Origin of the sequence: Sphingobacterium griseoflavum (assembly GCF_014653155.1) — a bacterium.
Classification (GTDB): domain Bacteria; phylum Bacteroidota; class Bacteroidia; order Sphingobacteriales; family Sphingobacteriaceae; genus Sphingobacterium; species Sphingobacterium griseoflavum.
Map to the genome: position 1 here is coordinate 146,709 of NZ_BNAF01000004.1, position 14,294 is coordinate 161,002.

Sequence of the window (14,294 nt, forward strand, 5' to 3'; positions counted from 1 at the left end):
TTTGCCGTTAAGGCGAATAATATAGAAACAATAAGGGATAGAACCGTGTTATTTCAGTATGATGAATAGAAACCTCTTTATCGTTGGCATACTGGCTATGCTACAGGCTTGTACGACACTGTCTCCAGAAACCAAATCAGACTATTCGAATGCTATGAAACTGGATTCCACGCAATTTAATGCCTTGCATGAACACTATCGGGAAAATGCCCTCTTGCATCGCCGATTTAAGCACGATGAGGTAGACTCCTTGGTGAAGAAGCACCGCGGAAATGCACTTTTTTCAATAAAGGAGATAGGTAAATCCTTTGAAAACCGATCAATCTATAAGCTTCAGTATGGAAAAGGAGGCACGAAAGTGATGCTTTGGTCGCAGATGCACGGCGACGAGCCGACAGCCACGATGGCATTATTTGACCTGTTTAACTTTTTTGAAGGTAAGGATGACGGCTTCGATTCCGTTCGCCAGTTGTTGAACGATAAATTGGACATCCATTTCATCCCCATGCTTAACCCGGATGGTGCAGAACGCTATACACGACGGAATGCACAGCACATTGATCTGAACCGCGATGCGCGAGTAGGGCAAACCGTTGAAGGTGCGCTTCTCCGTCGGATAGCGAAAGAGGTAAAGCCGAGCTATGGATTTAATCTGCATGACCAAAGTATTTATTACAATGTTCCGGGAACGAAGAATCCGGTTGCTATTTCCATGCTCGCACCGGCATACAACGAGGCACGTGAAGTGAACGAAGTTCGTCGCGGTGCCATGCAGCTGATAGTGGGCATGCATGCTTTGCTACAGCAATATGTGCCTGATGCGGTCGCTAAATATGATGATACGTATAGCCCCCGTGGCTTTGGCGACAACTTCCAAAGTTGGGGCGCGAGCACGGTGCTTATCGAATCTGGTGGCAAAAAAGGCGATCCTGAGAAGCAGGAGCTGAGGCGGCTTAATTTCGCGATCATCCTAAACGCGCTGATGGAAATAGCGCAGGGATCCTACAGGCAGTATGACCCCAACGACTATGACAAAATACCATTCAATGCGTCGCAAATGCACGACGTCGTGTTGCGTGGTATCGATCTTGGCACAGACAGTGTATCGTTAAAGACGGATATTGCCCTGCGCCGAACGGAGATGACCATGGGCCGCGATTATTTCGTTCGCGGGCATGTGGAGGATATCGGTGATCTGGATATCGCATACGGTTATGACGAGCTTGCAGCACAAGACTTGAAGTTTGTGCAGGGCAAAACCTATCCACAAACATTTGAGACGGTAGATGAGATTACGATGGATTGCGCCTGGAACTTATTGAAGGAGGGCTTTGTGGCTGTAAAGGTAAACAGTAAAGGTACCGACCATTTGCATGATTTGCCTTTGGTGGTGTTTACGCAATCTTCTTTTACGCCCACTGCACAAATAAGCCTGTTAGGTACAAGCAACTTTTTGTTGGCGAGTGGCGGAATGCTCAAGTATGCTGTTATAAATGGCTACTTGATCGATCTGTCGCAAAGGCCGAAAGCCAAGTTTTTTAAAAACAGGGTGATTTAAACGTATTACATGCGGTATGGAGCCATAGCACCATACCGCCTTTTTTTGCTAGTTTTTTACAGGGGTTACCATGTACCCCTTATCGCGCAATAATTGGATCACGCCATTTTTACCGACTAGATGTGCGGCACCCACTGCAAATACAAAGGACTTTTCCTGCATCATGTCCGGCATTTTCTGCAGCCATTCTTGGTTGCGAGCATCCAAAAGCTTTTCCTGTTTCGGGCCAGAAAGAAAGGCCGTATTCATCGTCATTGCCTCAATCTTTTGCAGGTTCTCGCTGAAATAGGCCGCTACTAAATCTTTTGTATAGGCTTTCGCATCAACCATAGAGGTTAGGTATTGATAGAGGTCTTCCGCCGTGAAAAGGCTATCCAAGAGGTCTATTTGGAAGGTGGCACTTTCTAGCTCCGAAACGGGCTTGCCACTAGCTTCGGGCAGATTCTTTAACTCATTTTCCATCATTTTGATATCTTGCATGCTTGCACAGTCAAATCCTTTGATGGCGAGAAGGGAAATTGCCACTGCGGGCGATACCTGATCGAAGATGGTCGGCGGGATGTCGTTCGCGACCAAAGCGCTGTCGATCGACTTTTTCTTTTCTGCAGAGAGGCTGTCAAAAAAAGTAGGTTTAGGCGCAATTTTGCTTTGCAGAAGTGTCATATTTTTCGGATTGCTTACATCCACTTCCACGGCTAGTGCATCGCTCGCAGCTAAAGCTGTCTGGACTTTTTCAGGGATACGGAAATCGGCACTGCAGGCCATGTGCAAGGTCCCAAATACGTAAGAGTCTTTTGTTAACCCATTGCCGGAAATTTTCCAAAGCAACGAGTTTTCCTGTGCGCCGGCCCAGATAGCTAGAAGCAGCGAGGCACAAATCAGTAAGATTTTTTTCATTTCCATGTTCGTTTAGGGGTTAGTCGCCATGTTGCAGGTTTTGTTACACTTTTCCCATTCTTTTGCAGAACGGATAAGCGATTGCCTTCAAAGCCACACGCCGAGGGTATTTTGATGTGGTGCTATTACCCTCAATATGAAGGCTAGTAGGTGGTAAATCGCTTCTTCATGCACGCTAACATAGTCTTCAAAATCCAAGAATAAAGCGTATCTTTGCCGCATGATTAATGTTTCAAATCTTAGCCTTCGTTTCGGCAAACGCGTGCTGTTCGAAGATGTCAATTTAAAATTTACCCCTGGAAACTGTTATGGAATTATTGGTGCCAACGGCGCTGGAAAGTCCACGTTCCTCAAAATTATATCAGGTGAGGTCGACCAAACGACCGGTTCTGTTTCCTTTACGCCGGGCGAGCGTATGTCGGTATTGAATCAAAACCATTACCAGTTTGATGAATTCAGTGTCTTGGAAACTGTTATGATGGGCAATCAGGAGCTGTATAAGGTGATGAAAGAAAAAGATGCCATCTATATGAAAGAAGATTTCTCGGATGCAGATGGCGAGCGCGCAGGAGAGTTGGAGAGTCTGTTTGCAGAGATGGACGGGTGGAATGCCGAAAGTAATGCCGCAACATTGCTGAGCAATTTGGGCATCAAAGAGGATCTCCATTACAAACTGGTCAACGAGCTGGACGGTAATGAAAAGGTTCGTGTATTGCTTGCGCAGGCGCTTTTCGGTAATCCAGATGTTTTAATTCTGGATGAGCCTACCAACGATTTGGATATCAATACAATCGCTTGGTTGGAAGATTTTTTGGCAGGTTATGAGGCTACTGTCTTGGTGGTATCCCACGACCGTCACTTCTTGGATCATGTATGTACCCACATCGTAGATATAGACTTTGGTAAGATGACGATTTATTCGGGTAACTATTCGTTCTGGTATGAGTCTTCCCAGTTGGCATTAAAGCAACGTTCTGACCAAAACAAGAAAATGGAAGACAAAGTCAAGGAGCTGCAGGAATTTATCCGGCGCTTCTCTGCCAATGCATCCAAATCAAAACAGGCTACCTCGCGTAAGAAAGCCCTCGACAAACTCAATATCGAAGATATCAAGCCTTCAAACAGGAAATATCCGGCCATTATGTTCAACCAAATGGATCGTGAGCCAGGCGATCAAATTTTGACGGTGGAAAACCTCCGTAAAGAGGTCAATGGCGAAACCTATTTCAAGGATATCTCCTTTATGATCAACAAGGGGGATAAGATTGCTGTCCTGTCCGAGAATTCGCTCGTAACGTCGGCATTTTACGAAATTCTTGCTGGTCGTGATAGCGACTACTCGGGCGACTTCAAGTGGGGGATTACCATCACGCCAACCGATATGCCTATAGAAAATGCAGCATATTTCGATGGGGTAAACGATAACCTCGTCGAATGGCTACGAAACTATACCACAAAGCCGGATGCGGACGAGCAATTTATCCGTGGGTTCTTAGGTAAAATGTTGTTTTCTGGCGAGGAAGTGATGAAGAAGGTGTCGGTGCTGTCCGGAGGGGAAAAAATGCGCTGTATGTTCTCGAAGATGATGCTGCAAGGTGCTAACTTCTTGATGTTTGACGAGCCAACCAACCACTTGGACCTCGAGTCGATCACCGCGCTGAATAATGGCATGCAAGACTTTCGTGGATCCATGTTATTCACCTCGCGTGACCACGAGTTGACCGAAACGGTAGCGAATCGGATCATCGAATTGACGCCAAACGGTATCATCGACAAGTTGATGACTTACGATGAGTACATTAACTCTGATGTTGTAAAGGCTCAACGCGAAGAGCTTTACGCGAAGAAAAAGTAAGGGTTATGGCATAATGAAACTATAGGGCTTTTTTGTAAAGCCCTATTTTTTTGGACAATCGTTTGCATGTGTCCGAGATTTGTTAGCGCTAGATTTTTTATTTAGTTTGGTGTTCTTACGAATTTATGATTGTAACCGATGGGCAATTTTTCTATTAAAAACTACTTCTTGCTGTGCTGTTTGTTGATATGTTTACTCCCGGCCGTGGCACAGGTGCCACAACCTTTGGCCCACGAATTTCGAGAATTGCCTGATCCGACAAAAGACACACTTGCTGACTGGACGGCAGTAGCCAATGGTTTGCAGCGATCATTCGTAACCGTTGATAAGCGTTTTGCAAAATCATTGCCGCCCGCTATTGTCGTCATGGAGGAAGAGTCGTTGACTGGCTGGCGGGGAGAGCGTTTATCTGCACAACTGCTGTTGTGGGCGACCGAGGATATGCCGGAAACGACGTTACAGATTTCGGATTTAAGAGCTGACGACGGGGCCTTGCTTCCGAGCGATGTGATCACGGCCCGTTTTGTACGCTATGTGATGACCGATGAATTTGCCGGAGGTTGTGGGCACCGAAAGCCCGAAGACTTTGCGTCGTCGCTTGTTGCAGATATGTTGGATGATTGCAAGAGCTACGATATAGAAGCACGCACTGCGCGGCCGGTGTGGATCACGGTGCGTATTCCCGCAGAAGCCAAACCTGGCCGTTACACGGGCGAAATCTCCATCAATACAGCAGGACAACATGTTAAGCCCCTGCGTTTACATGTGCACGTGCTGGATCAGCTGCTGCCCGAAGCCTCCGCTTGGACATATCACCTCGATCAATGGCAGCATCCTGCAGCGGTAGCACGGGTGTCCGGTACCGAGCTCTGGTCTGATGCGCATTTTGAAGCGCTCAAACCGGTCATGCAGCTCTTGGCAGATGCCGGACAAAAAGTGATTACCACCACGCTGAACAAAGATCCATGGAATGTACAAACCTATGATCCGTATGCAGACATGATCAAGTGGGTGAAAAATACGGACGGGAGCTGGAGCTACGATTATACCGTGTTTGATCGTTGGGTGCAGTTTATGCTTGATCTAGGAATCAACAAAATGATAAACTGCTATTCTATCGTGCCGTGGAACAATGAAATCCATTACAGCGATCAAAAAAGCAAAAAGATGGTCAACGTATCGGCCAAACCAGGCACCGCGATTTTCGAAGAGCTGTGGACCCCGTTTTTGACAGATTTTGTCAAGCACCTGCGTGCAAAAGGTTGGCTCGATAGGACAAATATTGCCACAGATGAGCGCTCGCGCGAGGAGATGGACGCGGCTTTCGCGCTGCTGAAAAAGGTGTGTCCGGAGCTTGGGGTGTCTTATGCCGATAACCAAAAAACCTACCAGCGCTATCCAGCGAGCGATGACATCAGCATTGCTTTTGGTCATCCTTTTTCCGACGAGGATCTCCAACGCCGCCAATCACGCGGACTGAATACCACTTTTTATATTTGTTGCAGCGATGGTTTTCCAAATCAGTTTACGTTTTCCGACCCGGCGGAATCGACCTATCTGGCATGGTATGCCGAGGCGGCTGGCTTCGATGGGATGCTGCGCTGGGCTTTTAATTCCTGGGTGGAAAATCCGCTGCAAGACTCGCGGTTTCGAACATGGCCAGCAGGCGACACCTATGTGGTTTATCCAGGTGGGCGCAGCTCCATCCGATACGAACGGATGTTAGAAGGAGTCCAAGATTACGAAAAAATACAGCTCGTAAAAGCGCAGTTGTCGCGCGCACATAGACAAGCGGAACGAACCCGTCTGCTTGATGCTATCCAACGACTGAACCAAGTGCAACGCACGCCATCATGGAACGCGGATCTGAATATGGCGAAGAAACTATTGAACCAATTGTCTGCGGAGCTGCCTGTGGAAAAATAACAGCTAGCTTTTTGGTACAGGATTTGTTCAATAGCTACCTAACTTCAAACAAAAAGTATACTATGAGAACATTTGCCTATCTTTTCGGCGCTATTTTTATTTGTGCAGCATGTGGTCACTCCGCAAGACAGGAGCAATTGCAAACTGATTCGCTGTCGGATTCTACCACGCTTACAGAAATCGATTATGCCGGGTCATATAGCTACGAACAATCGGGCGATACGGTGGCCTTGCACCTAACCATGCAAGGTAGCAAGGCGGTGGGCCATCTTACCTATGCTTGGAAAGAAAAAGACCATAACAGCGGAAGTTTTGAAGGTGAAGTGAAGTATGGTGTGCTGCTAGCCAATTATACCTTTAGTTCGGAGGGCCTTACGTCGGTACGTGAAGTGGCCTTTAAGCTGGATGGAAAAACGGCCACAGAGGGCTATGGAGATGTGGAGGAGCGAGATGGCAAGTTTGTTTTCAAGGATAGCAATGCACTTGATTTCAGTCAAGGATTAGTGCTCCAGAAGCAATAAATACAACACAGAGACACGCGAGAAGGTGTCTAATTGGCTGGCTGGCCTGCTATTGCAGTAGAGCCAGCCAATCTTGTTTATTGAACTGACGGATGATGTCGGTTTCCGCTTTCACCATTCCTCCCGCAAGAGCACGCTTCTTATCCTGCAGGCGTTGGATTTTCTCTTCGACCGTGTCGGGGCAGATCATGCGCACGGCGACCACCTTTTTCGTTTGCCCAATCCGATAGCTGCGGTCTATCGCTTGGTTTTCTACTGCCGGATTCCACCACGGGTCCACCAAAAACACATAGTCTGCCGCTGTTAGGTTCAACCCTACGCCACCAGCCTTTAAGCTTACGAGAAAAACTCGTTGCGTGGCGTCGTTTTGGAATGCCTCCACCACTTCCCCACGGTTTTTTGTCTTTCCCGTCAGGTAGGTGCTCGATATACGCGCCTTATCCAAGGCATCCTTTATGAGATCAAGCATCCCAACAAACTGGGAGAATACCAATACCTTATGTTCGCTGCTGATCGCCTGCAAGTGTTCGAGCAAAGCGTCTAATTTAGCCGATATATGGGCATCATAACCTTCTTTAAGCAGGACCGGCGCGTTACAGATCTGTCTTAGACGGGTGAGGCCTGCCAGTACGTGGATGCTGTTTTTTTTCCATTCATCCGCTGTTATGCCCTGCAGATAATCCCGCAGCTCCGCTTCATACCGGTTGTAAATTTCGCGTTGTTGTTCGCCCATTTCGCAGTAGATAACCACTTCTGTCTTTTCCGGAAGTTCTGTCGCGACTTGTTTCTTTGTGCGTCTCAAGATAAATGGAGCTGTTTTTTCCTGTAACGTTTGTGCACGTTTTCGATCTTCGAAGCGATCGATGGGTATGGCGTATGTATCTTTGAAAAATTGCTTGCTACCGAGTAAGCCCGGACAAGCAAATGAAAGCTGCCCATAGAGATCCAGGGTGCTGTTTTCAATGGGCGTTCCCGTCAGTACGAACCGAGTCCGCGCTTTGAGCAGCCGGGCCGCTTTATACCGCTCGGAGTTGGGATTTTTTATCGCTTGGGATTCATCCAGCACAAGGTTGTTAAACATAATTCTTTTTAACTTGCTGATGTCTGAAAGCAATAGGCCATACGATATCAATACAACATCATACTGTGTTAACCGGCTGTACGTTTGTGCTCTTGATGTCCCCTGTAGTGACACGACACGCAGTGTGGGGGCAAATTTTTCAAATTCCTGCTGCCAGTTGAAAATTAGCGATGTGGGAGCAATAATAAGGTGGGGGCCACACTGCCCCTGCTCGGCCAATAGCAATAGGTGGGCAACGATCTGTATGGTCTTTCCCAAGCCCATATCATCTGCTAGGCACCCACCCAGATTCAGCTGATCCAATTGATGCAACCAGTAAAGGCCGTCCAGTTGATAGGGACGTAGCGTTGCGTGGAGTGTTCGCGGACTGATGATTTCGTCGCGCTTTTTTATGCCGGCTAACCGTTTTTGCAGGCCAGCGGCTTCCGCACGGATTTCTTCGGGTATGCGCTCCTTCTCGAACAGCTCGTCGATCGGCATCGGGCCAATTTTAGGGATTTTCAGCAGATCGGCCTCGAGCACGGCAAACTGAAAGTAACGCGCTATTTTCGCGATCCACTCTTCGGGGATCATACCCACACTGCCATCATCCAGCGTGACGTATTTGCTTTTGTTTCGTATTGCCCGATGAAGCTGCGTCAACGAAGCCTTCTGCTTACCAAATGAGGCCGACACCTTCACGTTAAACCAATCGTGGCCGCTCATGATATCGATAGCAATATTTGCCTTATATGGATTTACCTTCGTTAAGCCCATCTCTTGGAATCCCAACAGGGTGATACCTTCATTTCTCCATGCTTCGAAAGCGTTCAAAAACCAGTCGCCTTCAAAAAAAAGCTGATGGTGCAAGTAGAAATAGTCCATCTCCTGCTGCTGCGCCTCGAAGTCGGGATGTTGATGAACGACGATATGCCTGAAGCGGTCTTCTGCATCGATAGCGCGATCGAGTTGGAACATGTTTCCGTTAGCATCGAGGCTTCGTATCTTTTTCTTTGAAGAAAGCGGAACTTCTATCGTACCATAACGCATAACAGGTGTGATATTGATGTAGCTGTTTTCTTGGCTAAAATAGATCAGGCGCTCTTGGCTGTTTTCAAAAACTTTTCTCTCGGTTGCTGTGGCAGGTCGCACATAGGCATAGTTGATATGCACCAGCTGTTCCAAGGGATCTAACGTATGGCGTACAAATTCATCGTACTTGGAGGCGTGCACCAACAATATTTCCGCATTTTTTTTGAAATATTCCAGAAGGCGTAGCAGCGCTAAATGACCGATCAAAAAGAATTGATCTTGCCTGCAGAAAAAGTAACGGTGCTGCAACGTCAGGCTCTTCAGTGGAAGTCGCTCATCGTTCCAAAGTAAATAAGCAGTTATTTCGTAGAACGGCTGTCGTTTAAATACGGATACTTCTATGGATGCGTCTAGTAAAGCTAACTTTATTTCGCGTAGGGACTTGCTGCTGATCTTTTCGGAGATTGTTCGATCATGGTAGTAGATTGGGAAGTTTTGCGCATATTGGCATAGCATACAAAGTGCGTCCAGCGTGTTGCTATCTAAGTCGTCGACATGCTGCTGTTGCTGCAAGCTCGACAGCGCCGCATAGCATTTGGCATCTGTGATATCGTTCGTTGTCCACAGTAATGGGCGCGGGTCTACCACATCAAACGGTGGCTTTAATTTCCCGCGGGGCGTGAAACCAACGTCTGCCATATCGATATGCAGCTGCTCGTAGAAGCGGTGCTTGCGTAATACAAGGATTCTTTTTTTCTGTGGCGCCGGTAGCACAGCTTTTCTGTGATTGTTTGCTAAAATAGTACGGAGCTCTTTTTCGGGGAGGTGGTTGTCTACAGCTAAAATATTTCCCTGTTTCGGATGCACCCGTAAATTCCCTTTATCATAGGAGAGGGAGAAGTAGTCATCCAGTGTAGATTCGTTTTCCAAGCCATATCGCTCGGCATGTGGAACAAAACAGGTGGTTCTAGCCTCCCGGTCGAAAAAAGGACGGTAATTTTTCTGCGTCATGAGCGCTAGCAGCACGAGCATCTCATGATAGCAGAGGTGTGGCTTCTGGATCGCACAGGAGCACGATATCGTCAGCGATTGATCATCTTGTATTACTTTTATCTGCTCATTCGTGCCCAACGAACCGCCCATGCCGAAAACACCTTGATCGATGCTTAAGGATATCACACGTATCAAATGTATATCGCTGCGCTGCGGAATAGCGCTCTGCTGGTAATGTGACAGTAAGGTAACCTCGCTCAAATGCGCAAGGTTGAGGTGTGGAAAACGATATGCCCCTGTTGGTCCCCGCATACGCTTATCTTAGCTGTGCCGTTTTTTCAGGTACATTGCTCTAGTCAGCTGCGTTTCCATTTTCATCCTTCGTGATTATGGCCTCTCTAAAGCGCATCAATCGGATATAAGCGGGCGATTTTTCAATGTCCTTTTTCCAAAGGTCGAGCATAATGAATTGCGTTTTTAAAAAAAGTTCCACATCAAAGACAACTTGATCTGGTGATATCGTTACCTCATCGGGGAAGCTTTTTCCCATTAATTCACGTTTCAATTCATCTATCGTCATAGCAACAAAAGTAGGAAATTAAGCAACGCTATTTACAATAGGATGGTCAAATTGCCGTAGTTTTCCGCTAAATTGCTTCGACTTATATGTATACGATGGTTCGTATCTTAAATTAACTATGTTTATGGAGTACATGACACTGAACGATGGACAACGAATTCCATTATTAGGTTTTGGAACCTATAAGGCCACCGCCGCAACAGGTGTTGAATCGGTACGGGAGGCGTTGAGGCAGGGGTATCGCTTACTGGATACCGCTGCGAAATATGAAAATGAAGAGCAGATAGGAGAGGGCATTCGCCTCAGCGGCCTTTCGCGAAAGGATATTATCGTGACGACAAAGCTATGGCGGGAAGATTTGGGCTACGCGCAAACCAAGCAGGCTTTTGATCGTTCTTTAAAAAAACTGGGGCTGCAATACGTGGATATCTACTTAATCCATTGGCCAGCAAATGCAAAAAATTACAGCAATTGGCGTCAAGCCAATGCCGATGCATGGCGCGCTATGGAAGAGTTGCAGGCCGAGGGCAAAATCAAATCCATCGGGGTGAGCAACTTTTGGCCCGAGCACCTAGATGCCTTACTGCAGACGGCCCGCGTGTTGCCCGCATTGAACCAGATCGAGTTTCATCCGGGCTATTGGCAACCGGAAGTAGTTGCCTACTGCCAAAAACGGGGTATAGCAATCGAGTCTTGGTCCCCCTTAGCGCGCGGGAAGGTCTTCGGTCATCCTGTATTGGAGGGTCTTGCCCAAAAGCATGGCAAGTCTGTGTCGCAGTTGTGCTTGCGCTGGGTCATCCAGCATGGTGTTTCGGTTATTCCGAAAACTACTTCACCGGAAAGGATGGCCGAAAACTTGGATATCTTCAATTTTAGCTTAACTGACGAGGAGATGCGCCAAATCGATCATCTTCCGGAAATGGGGTTCAGTGGCGAGTTGCCAAACAATTGGCCAGATCGCGTTTAGAGGGGGCTGCATATTTTTTTATTTAATTTTTAAAAAGCACATGAATAACGATCGAATTGGTTTTATCGGATTAGGAAATATGGGACATCCCATGGCAAAAAGCCTGGAAAAGGCCGGTTGCACGCTTACTGTATACAACCGTACGGCCGCACGAATGGACGGTTTTGAAGCAAGCACCCGTGTTGTGGACAATATAACCGAGTTGCTGTTGCACAGCGACATCATTTTCACTATGTTAACGGATGACGTAGCCGCCAAATCGGTATACGAGCAAATATTGATACATGATATTGCGGGAAAGCTATTTGTGGATTGCAGTACGATCTCGCAAGATTGCTCTATCCATATCGCGCAGGCCTTGACCGTCAAAAAGTCGTCGCTGTTGGATGCGCCGGTGGCTGGTAGTACAGAGCCTGCACGGGATGGAACGCTGTTGTTTATGGTTGGAGGCGATCAAAAAGACCTCGACAGGGTAGCGCCTTATTTATCAATCATGGGAAAAGACACTAAATACCTGGGCAAGAACGGGCAGGGGTTGGCAGCGAAAACAGCCGTAAACTATTTCCTGTCTATCCTGTACCAAGGGTTGGCGGAGATGACCTTGTTTGCTGATTCTTTGGGTCTCGCGCGCGAGGCTATGCTGGATATAGTGAACGCAAGTGCCAGCGGTAGCGGGGCTACTAAAGTAAAAACGCCGCTGCTCATTGCCGAAGATTTTTCACCAGCTTTTGCACTCGATTTAATGTTGAAAGATGCCGAACTGGCGGCAGATTTAGGCGCCCGTTATCCTGCAGGTACGGCTGTCTTAAACACATTGAAAGATGCCAGCGCAAACGGTCACGGGAAGGAAGATGTAATCGCTGTGATTGAAGAGCTCAAGAAAAAGAGTTGATATAAAGTAAAGCCTGGCGAGCTGCCCCCCAGGCTTTACTTTGCAGGTTAACGATGGTGGAAAAATCGTTATTAATCCCCGTGATAGCCTATCTTTTTGGTAGCCAAAAAATGATTGATGTCGTTTCTCATCTCGTCACTGACGTGGTGAGATCCCACGCGTGCATTAAAATTTCCGTCTTCAAAGAGGGTCACGTCGACCATGGTCGTCACGCCTTCGGCATCTATCACTTCCAATACCAAGTCATTTTCGTTTCGTTCGTTTACCTTTATTTGATGCATAGCTTTTTTTCAAATAGAACGCAAAAGACGGCGAAAGCGTTTTTTTGTGTGGTATCTGCTGAAATTAGTAGTATATTAGTGGGTTGCATAACGGGACGTTTCAGTAACAGTCGCATCGCGGTTGGTCGGGCGTGGCGATAGGCTTCAACTTATATCAAATACCCACATATGAAGTTTAATTTTACGCTTTTCATGCTTATATCGGTTTTACTGCTCACCACTTGCTCAGCCTGCAGCAATAGCGTGGACGACGATCTGGGCGAATCGACTAATTACATGAAAGTTACCGTGGACGATAAAGAAGAGATATATTCGGATGTTTCGGCGCGTTGGCTGGAGGACGGAAGAAGCTTGGAAATTACCGCTACCAAAAGCGGCTCATCTTGGATCAGTATTACGGTATTGGCTCCGGACAAGCGGGTTGCCGCAGGCGTATATGCGCTGAATGATGCATCCGGCTTTGATATCGTAGCCATACATCAACAGCTTAGGGGGGATGCACAGCTTAACTTTTCAGCGGTCCGCAACATGATTTCACCAACTGCGACATTTGCAATGAAACTAGAGAAACTGACCGATCGGGCAGTGGAGGGCTCATTTTCCGGCAAGCTCATTATCTTGCAGGGGCCCACGGTACTCCATCAAGTAGCACTAACAAAAGGCTCTTTTAGCACGGTGATACGTTCAAATAACTAAAAAATTCCCTATCTCACGACCGGGAATTTCCTACTAGATATACTCCACCTGAAGTGGATAATTTTGACGCACTTAAAGCTAACAACTATTTTTTATATTCACAATATTTTGAATATAAAATTTGTTTATGGCTTAACCTCCAGCTTTTCAGGCGCAAGTTCTCCTATTTCGGCTGCAGCGCATTGCCTTTGAAATGTAAGCCATCCCATCCGTATCGCATAAATTGCCTGATATTCTGATGCTCTTGCGCATCGGGTGCGTCCAACACCGATTGATAGTGCTCTGCAAATAGCAATAAGGTGTCTGCCGAGGATAGGCCGTTAAGTTTTGCAAAGGCGAATACTTTCGCACTTCCCTGGTTTTGTTCGGCGGCGTTTTCCAGCGCTCCATTCGTAAAGGCTGTCGGCGTATGCAGGTAGCGTGCCTCGATGTAGGAGATGACTTCCGCAAACTGTATTGTTCTTGCCCGCGCGCCCGCGAGCAGCTGGTCTAATTTTTCTGACATGAGCTATTGCGATAAAAATATTGCTGTATTGCACGGTAAAAATATTCATAATTTCGGAAATTAGCTATGCTTCTATGCTGGTATGCCTATCTTTGGCCTATGGAAGCATCAGCGATTGTACAGACAGGCATCCACTATGGGCTGCATTTTCTAGCCCCCGCAGGGATAGCGTATATTTTCTATCGCGATCGATGGAAGGCTGTTTGGCTCATCCTGTTAGGCACGATGCTGGTGGATCTCGACCATCTGCTAGCTGATCCTATTTTCGATCCCGGACGCTGCAGCGTAGGGTTTCATCTGTTGCATTCCTATGTGGCCATCGTAGCTTATGCGCTTGTATTTTTAGTTGCAAAGCGCGGTTCCATCTTGCACATTGTTTCCGTTGGTTTGCTGTTTCATATGCTGACCGATTTTATCGACTGCCAAATGGGAACCCTTTTATGACGCAGCACACATTTATTTCGCGATACTTGGCCTATTTATCTCCTGATGAAGCTACATGTGCGAAAACGAGCAGTAATCTTCGTGGAT

Annotated in this window: 13 protein-coding genes; 8 read left to right on the forward strand and 5 right to left on the reverse strand. The window is 47.0% G+C overall.

Features of this window, described 5'->3' with window-relative positions; translation table 11 throughout:
• The first annotated feature begins 58 nt into the window (after nt 1–58).
• On the forward strand, nt 59–1,558 hold the full coding sequence (locus tag IE165_RS06485) for a M14 family zinc carboxypeptidase (RefSeq protein ID WP_229826390.1): 1,500 nt from the start codon (nt 59–61) through the stop codon (nt 1,556–1,558).
• A gap of 48 nt (nt 1,559–1,606) precedes the next feature.
• Here IE165_RS06485 and IE165_RS06490 read toward each other — a convergent pair whose 3' ends face one another.
• Nucleotides 1,607–2,455, reverse strand: a complete 849-nt coding sequence (locus tag IE165_RS06490) for a TraB/GumN family protein (protein WP_189625792.1) — start codon at nt 2,453–2,455, stop codon at nt 1,607–1,609.
• 220 nt (nt 2,456–2,675) lie between these two features.
• On the opposite strand from IE165_RS06490, the gene IE165_RS06495 reads away from it, so the two are divergent.
• The 3 genes from IE165_RS06495 to IE165_RS06505 all read left to right on the forward strand — a co-directional run bounded on the left by IE165_RS06495 (nt 2,676) and on the right by IE165_RS06505 (nt 6,757).
• The gene (locus IE165_RS06495) at nt 2,676–4,310 is read left to right on the forward strand and encodes an ABC-F family ATP-binding cassette domain-containing protein (RefSeq protein ID WP_189625793.1); all 1,635 of its coding nucleotides are present in this window, start codon (nt 2,676–2,678) and stop codon (nt 4,308–4,310) included.
• A gap of 138 nt (nt 4,311–4,448) precedes the next feature.
• Complete coding sequence (locus IE165_RS06500) at nt 4,449–6,236, forward strand: DUF4091 domain-containing protein (protein ID WP_189625794.1); 1,788 nt, start codon at nt 4,449–4,451, stop codon at nt 6,234–6,236.
• A 62-nt stretch (nt 6,237–6,298) separates the two neighbouring features.
• On the forward strand, nt 6,299–6,757 hold the full coding sequence (locus IE165_RS06505) for a hypothetical protein (protein ID WP_189625795.1): 459 nt from the start codon (nt 6,299–6,301) through the stop codon (nt 6,755–6,757).
• Between the two features lie 49 nt (nt 6,758–6,806).
• Here IE165_RS06505 and IE165_RS06510 read toward each other — a convergent pair whose 3' ends face one another.
• Both IE165_RS06510 and IE165_RS06515 read right to left on the reverse strand, forming a co-directional pair.
• Nucleotides 6,807–10,154, reverse strand: coding sequence for a DEAD/DEAH box helicase (locus IE165_RS06510; protein WP_189625796.1), 3,348 nt, complete (start codon nt 10,152–10,154; stop codon nt 6,807–6,809).
• 40 nt (nt 10,155–10,194) lie between these two features.
• Nucleotides 10,195–10,422, reverse strand: coding sequence for a DUF6965 family protein (locus IE165_RS06515; protein WP_373297915.1), 228 nt, complete (start codon nt 10,420–10,422; stop codon nt 10,195–10,197).
• 124 nt (nt 10,423–10,546) lie between these two features.
• On the opposite strand from IE165_RS06515, the gene IE165_RS06520 reads away from it, so the two are divergent.
• Both IE165_RS06520 and IE165_RS06525 read left to right on the forward strand, forming a co-directional pair.
• Nucleotides 10,547–11,389 carry an aldo/keto reductase gene (locus IE165_RS06520; RefSeq protein ID WP_189625798.1) on the forward strand — a complete coding sequence of 281 codons (843 nt, stop codon included), beginning with the start codon at nt 10,547–10,549 and terminating at the stop codon, nt 11,387–11,389.
• 40 nt (nt 11,390–11,429) lie between these two features.
• A complete protein-coding gene (locus tag IE165_RS06525; protein ID WP_189625799.1) occupies nt 11,430–12,281 on the forward strand; it encodes an NAD(P)-dependent oxidoreductase in 852 nt (283 codons plus the stop codon).
• Nucleotides 12,282–12,352: 71 nt separating this feature from the next.
• Here IE165_RS06525 and IE165_RS06530 read toward each other — a convergent pair whose 3' ends face one another.
• A complete protein-coding gene (locus tag IE165_RS06530) occupies nt 12,353–12,562 on the reverse strand; it encodes a hypothetical protein (RefSeq protein ID WP_189625800.1) in 210 nt (69 codons plus the stop codon).
• 168 nt (nt 12,563–12,730) lie between these two features.
• On the opposite strand from IE165_RS06530, the gene IE165_RS06535 reads away from it, so the two are divergent.
• Entirely contained in the window at nt 12,731–13,258 is a 528-nt protein-coding gene (locus IE165_RS06535) for a hypothetical protein (RefSeq protein ID WP_189625801.1), read from the forward strand.
• 163 nt (nt 13,259–13,421) lie between these two features.
• On the opposite strand, the gene IE165_RS06540 is transcribed toward IE165_RS06535, so the two are convergent.
• Complete coding sequence (locus tag IE165_RS06540; RefSeq protein WP_189625802.1) at nt 13,422–13,763, reverse strand: HopJ type III effector protein; 342 nt, start codon at nt 13,761–13,763, stop codon at nt 13,422–13,424.
• Between the two features lie 99 nt (nt 13,764–13,862).
• Between IE165_RS06540 and IE165_RS06545 the strand changes: the two genes are divergently transcribed.
• Nucleotides 13,863–14,207, forward strand: coding sequence for a DUF6122 family protein (locus tag IE165_RS06545; RefSeq protein WP_229826393.1), 345 nt, complete (start codon nt 13,863–13,865; stop codon nt 14,205–14,207).
• Nucleotides 14,208–14,294: the final 87 nt, after the last annotated feature.

Excerpts from the sequence above, each read along its gene's own strand:
- IE165_RS06545 (WP_229826393.1), top strand. The coding sequence starts at position 13,863 with ATGGAAGCATCAGCGATTGTACAGACAGGCATCCACTATGGGCTGCAT.
- IE165_RS06535 (WP_189625801.1), top strand. The coding sequence starts at position 12,731 with ATGAAGTTTAATTTTACGCTTTTCATGCTTATATCGGTTTTACTGCTC.
- IE165_RS06525 (WP_189625799.1), top strand. The coding sequence starts at position 11,430 with ATGAATAACGATCGAATTGGTTTTATCGGATTAGGAAATATGGGACAT.
- IE165_RS06530 (WP_189625800.1), bottom strand. The coding sequence starts at position 12,562 with ATGCATCAAATAAAGGTAAACGAACGAAACGAAAATGACTTGGTATTG.
- IE165_RS06520 (WP_189625798.1), top strand. The coding sequence starts at position 10,547 with ATGGAGTACATGACACTGAACGATGGACAACGAATTCCATTATTAGGT.
- IE165_RS06495 (WP_189625793.1), top strand. The coding sequence starts at position 2,676 with ATGATTAATGTTTCAAATCTTAGCCTTCGTTTCGGCAAACGCGTGCTG.
- IE165_RS06490 (WP_189625792.1), bottom strand. The coding sequence starts at position 2,455 with ATGAAAAAAATCTTACTGATTTGTGCCTCGCTGCTTCTAGCTATCTGG.
- IE165_RS06485 (WP_229826390.1), top strand. The coding sequence starts at position 59 with ATGATGAATAGAAACCTCTTTATCGTTGGCATACTGGCTATGCTACAG.
- IE165_RS06505 (WP_189625795.1), top strand. The coding sequence starts at position 6,299 with ATGAGAACATTTGCCTATCTTTTCGGCGCTATTTTTATTTGTGCAGCA.
- IE165_RS06515 (WP_373297915.1), bottom strand. The coding sequence starts at position 10,422 with ATGACGATAGATGAATTGAAACGTGAATTAATGGGAAAAAGCTTCCCC.
- IE165_RS06540 (WP_189625802.1), bottom strand. The coding sequence starts at position 13,763 with ATGTCAGAAAAATTAGACCAGCTGCTCGCGGGCGCGCGGGCAAGAACA.
- IE165_RS06500 (WP_189625794.1), top strand. The coding sequence starts at position 4,449 with ATGGGCAATTTTTCTATTAAAAACTACTTCTTGCTGTGCTGTTTGTTG.
- IE165_RS06510 (WP_189625796.1), bottom strand. The coding sequence starts at position 10,154 with ATGCGGGGACCAACAGGGGCATATCGTTTTCCACACCTCAACCTTGCG.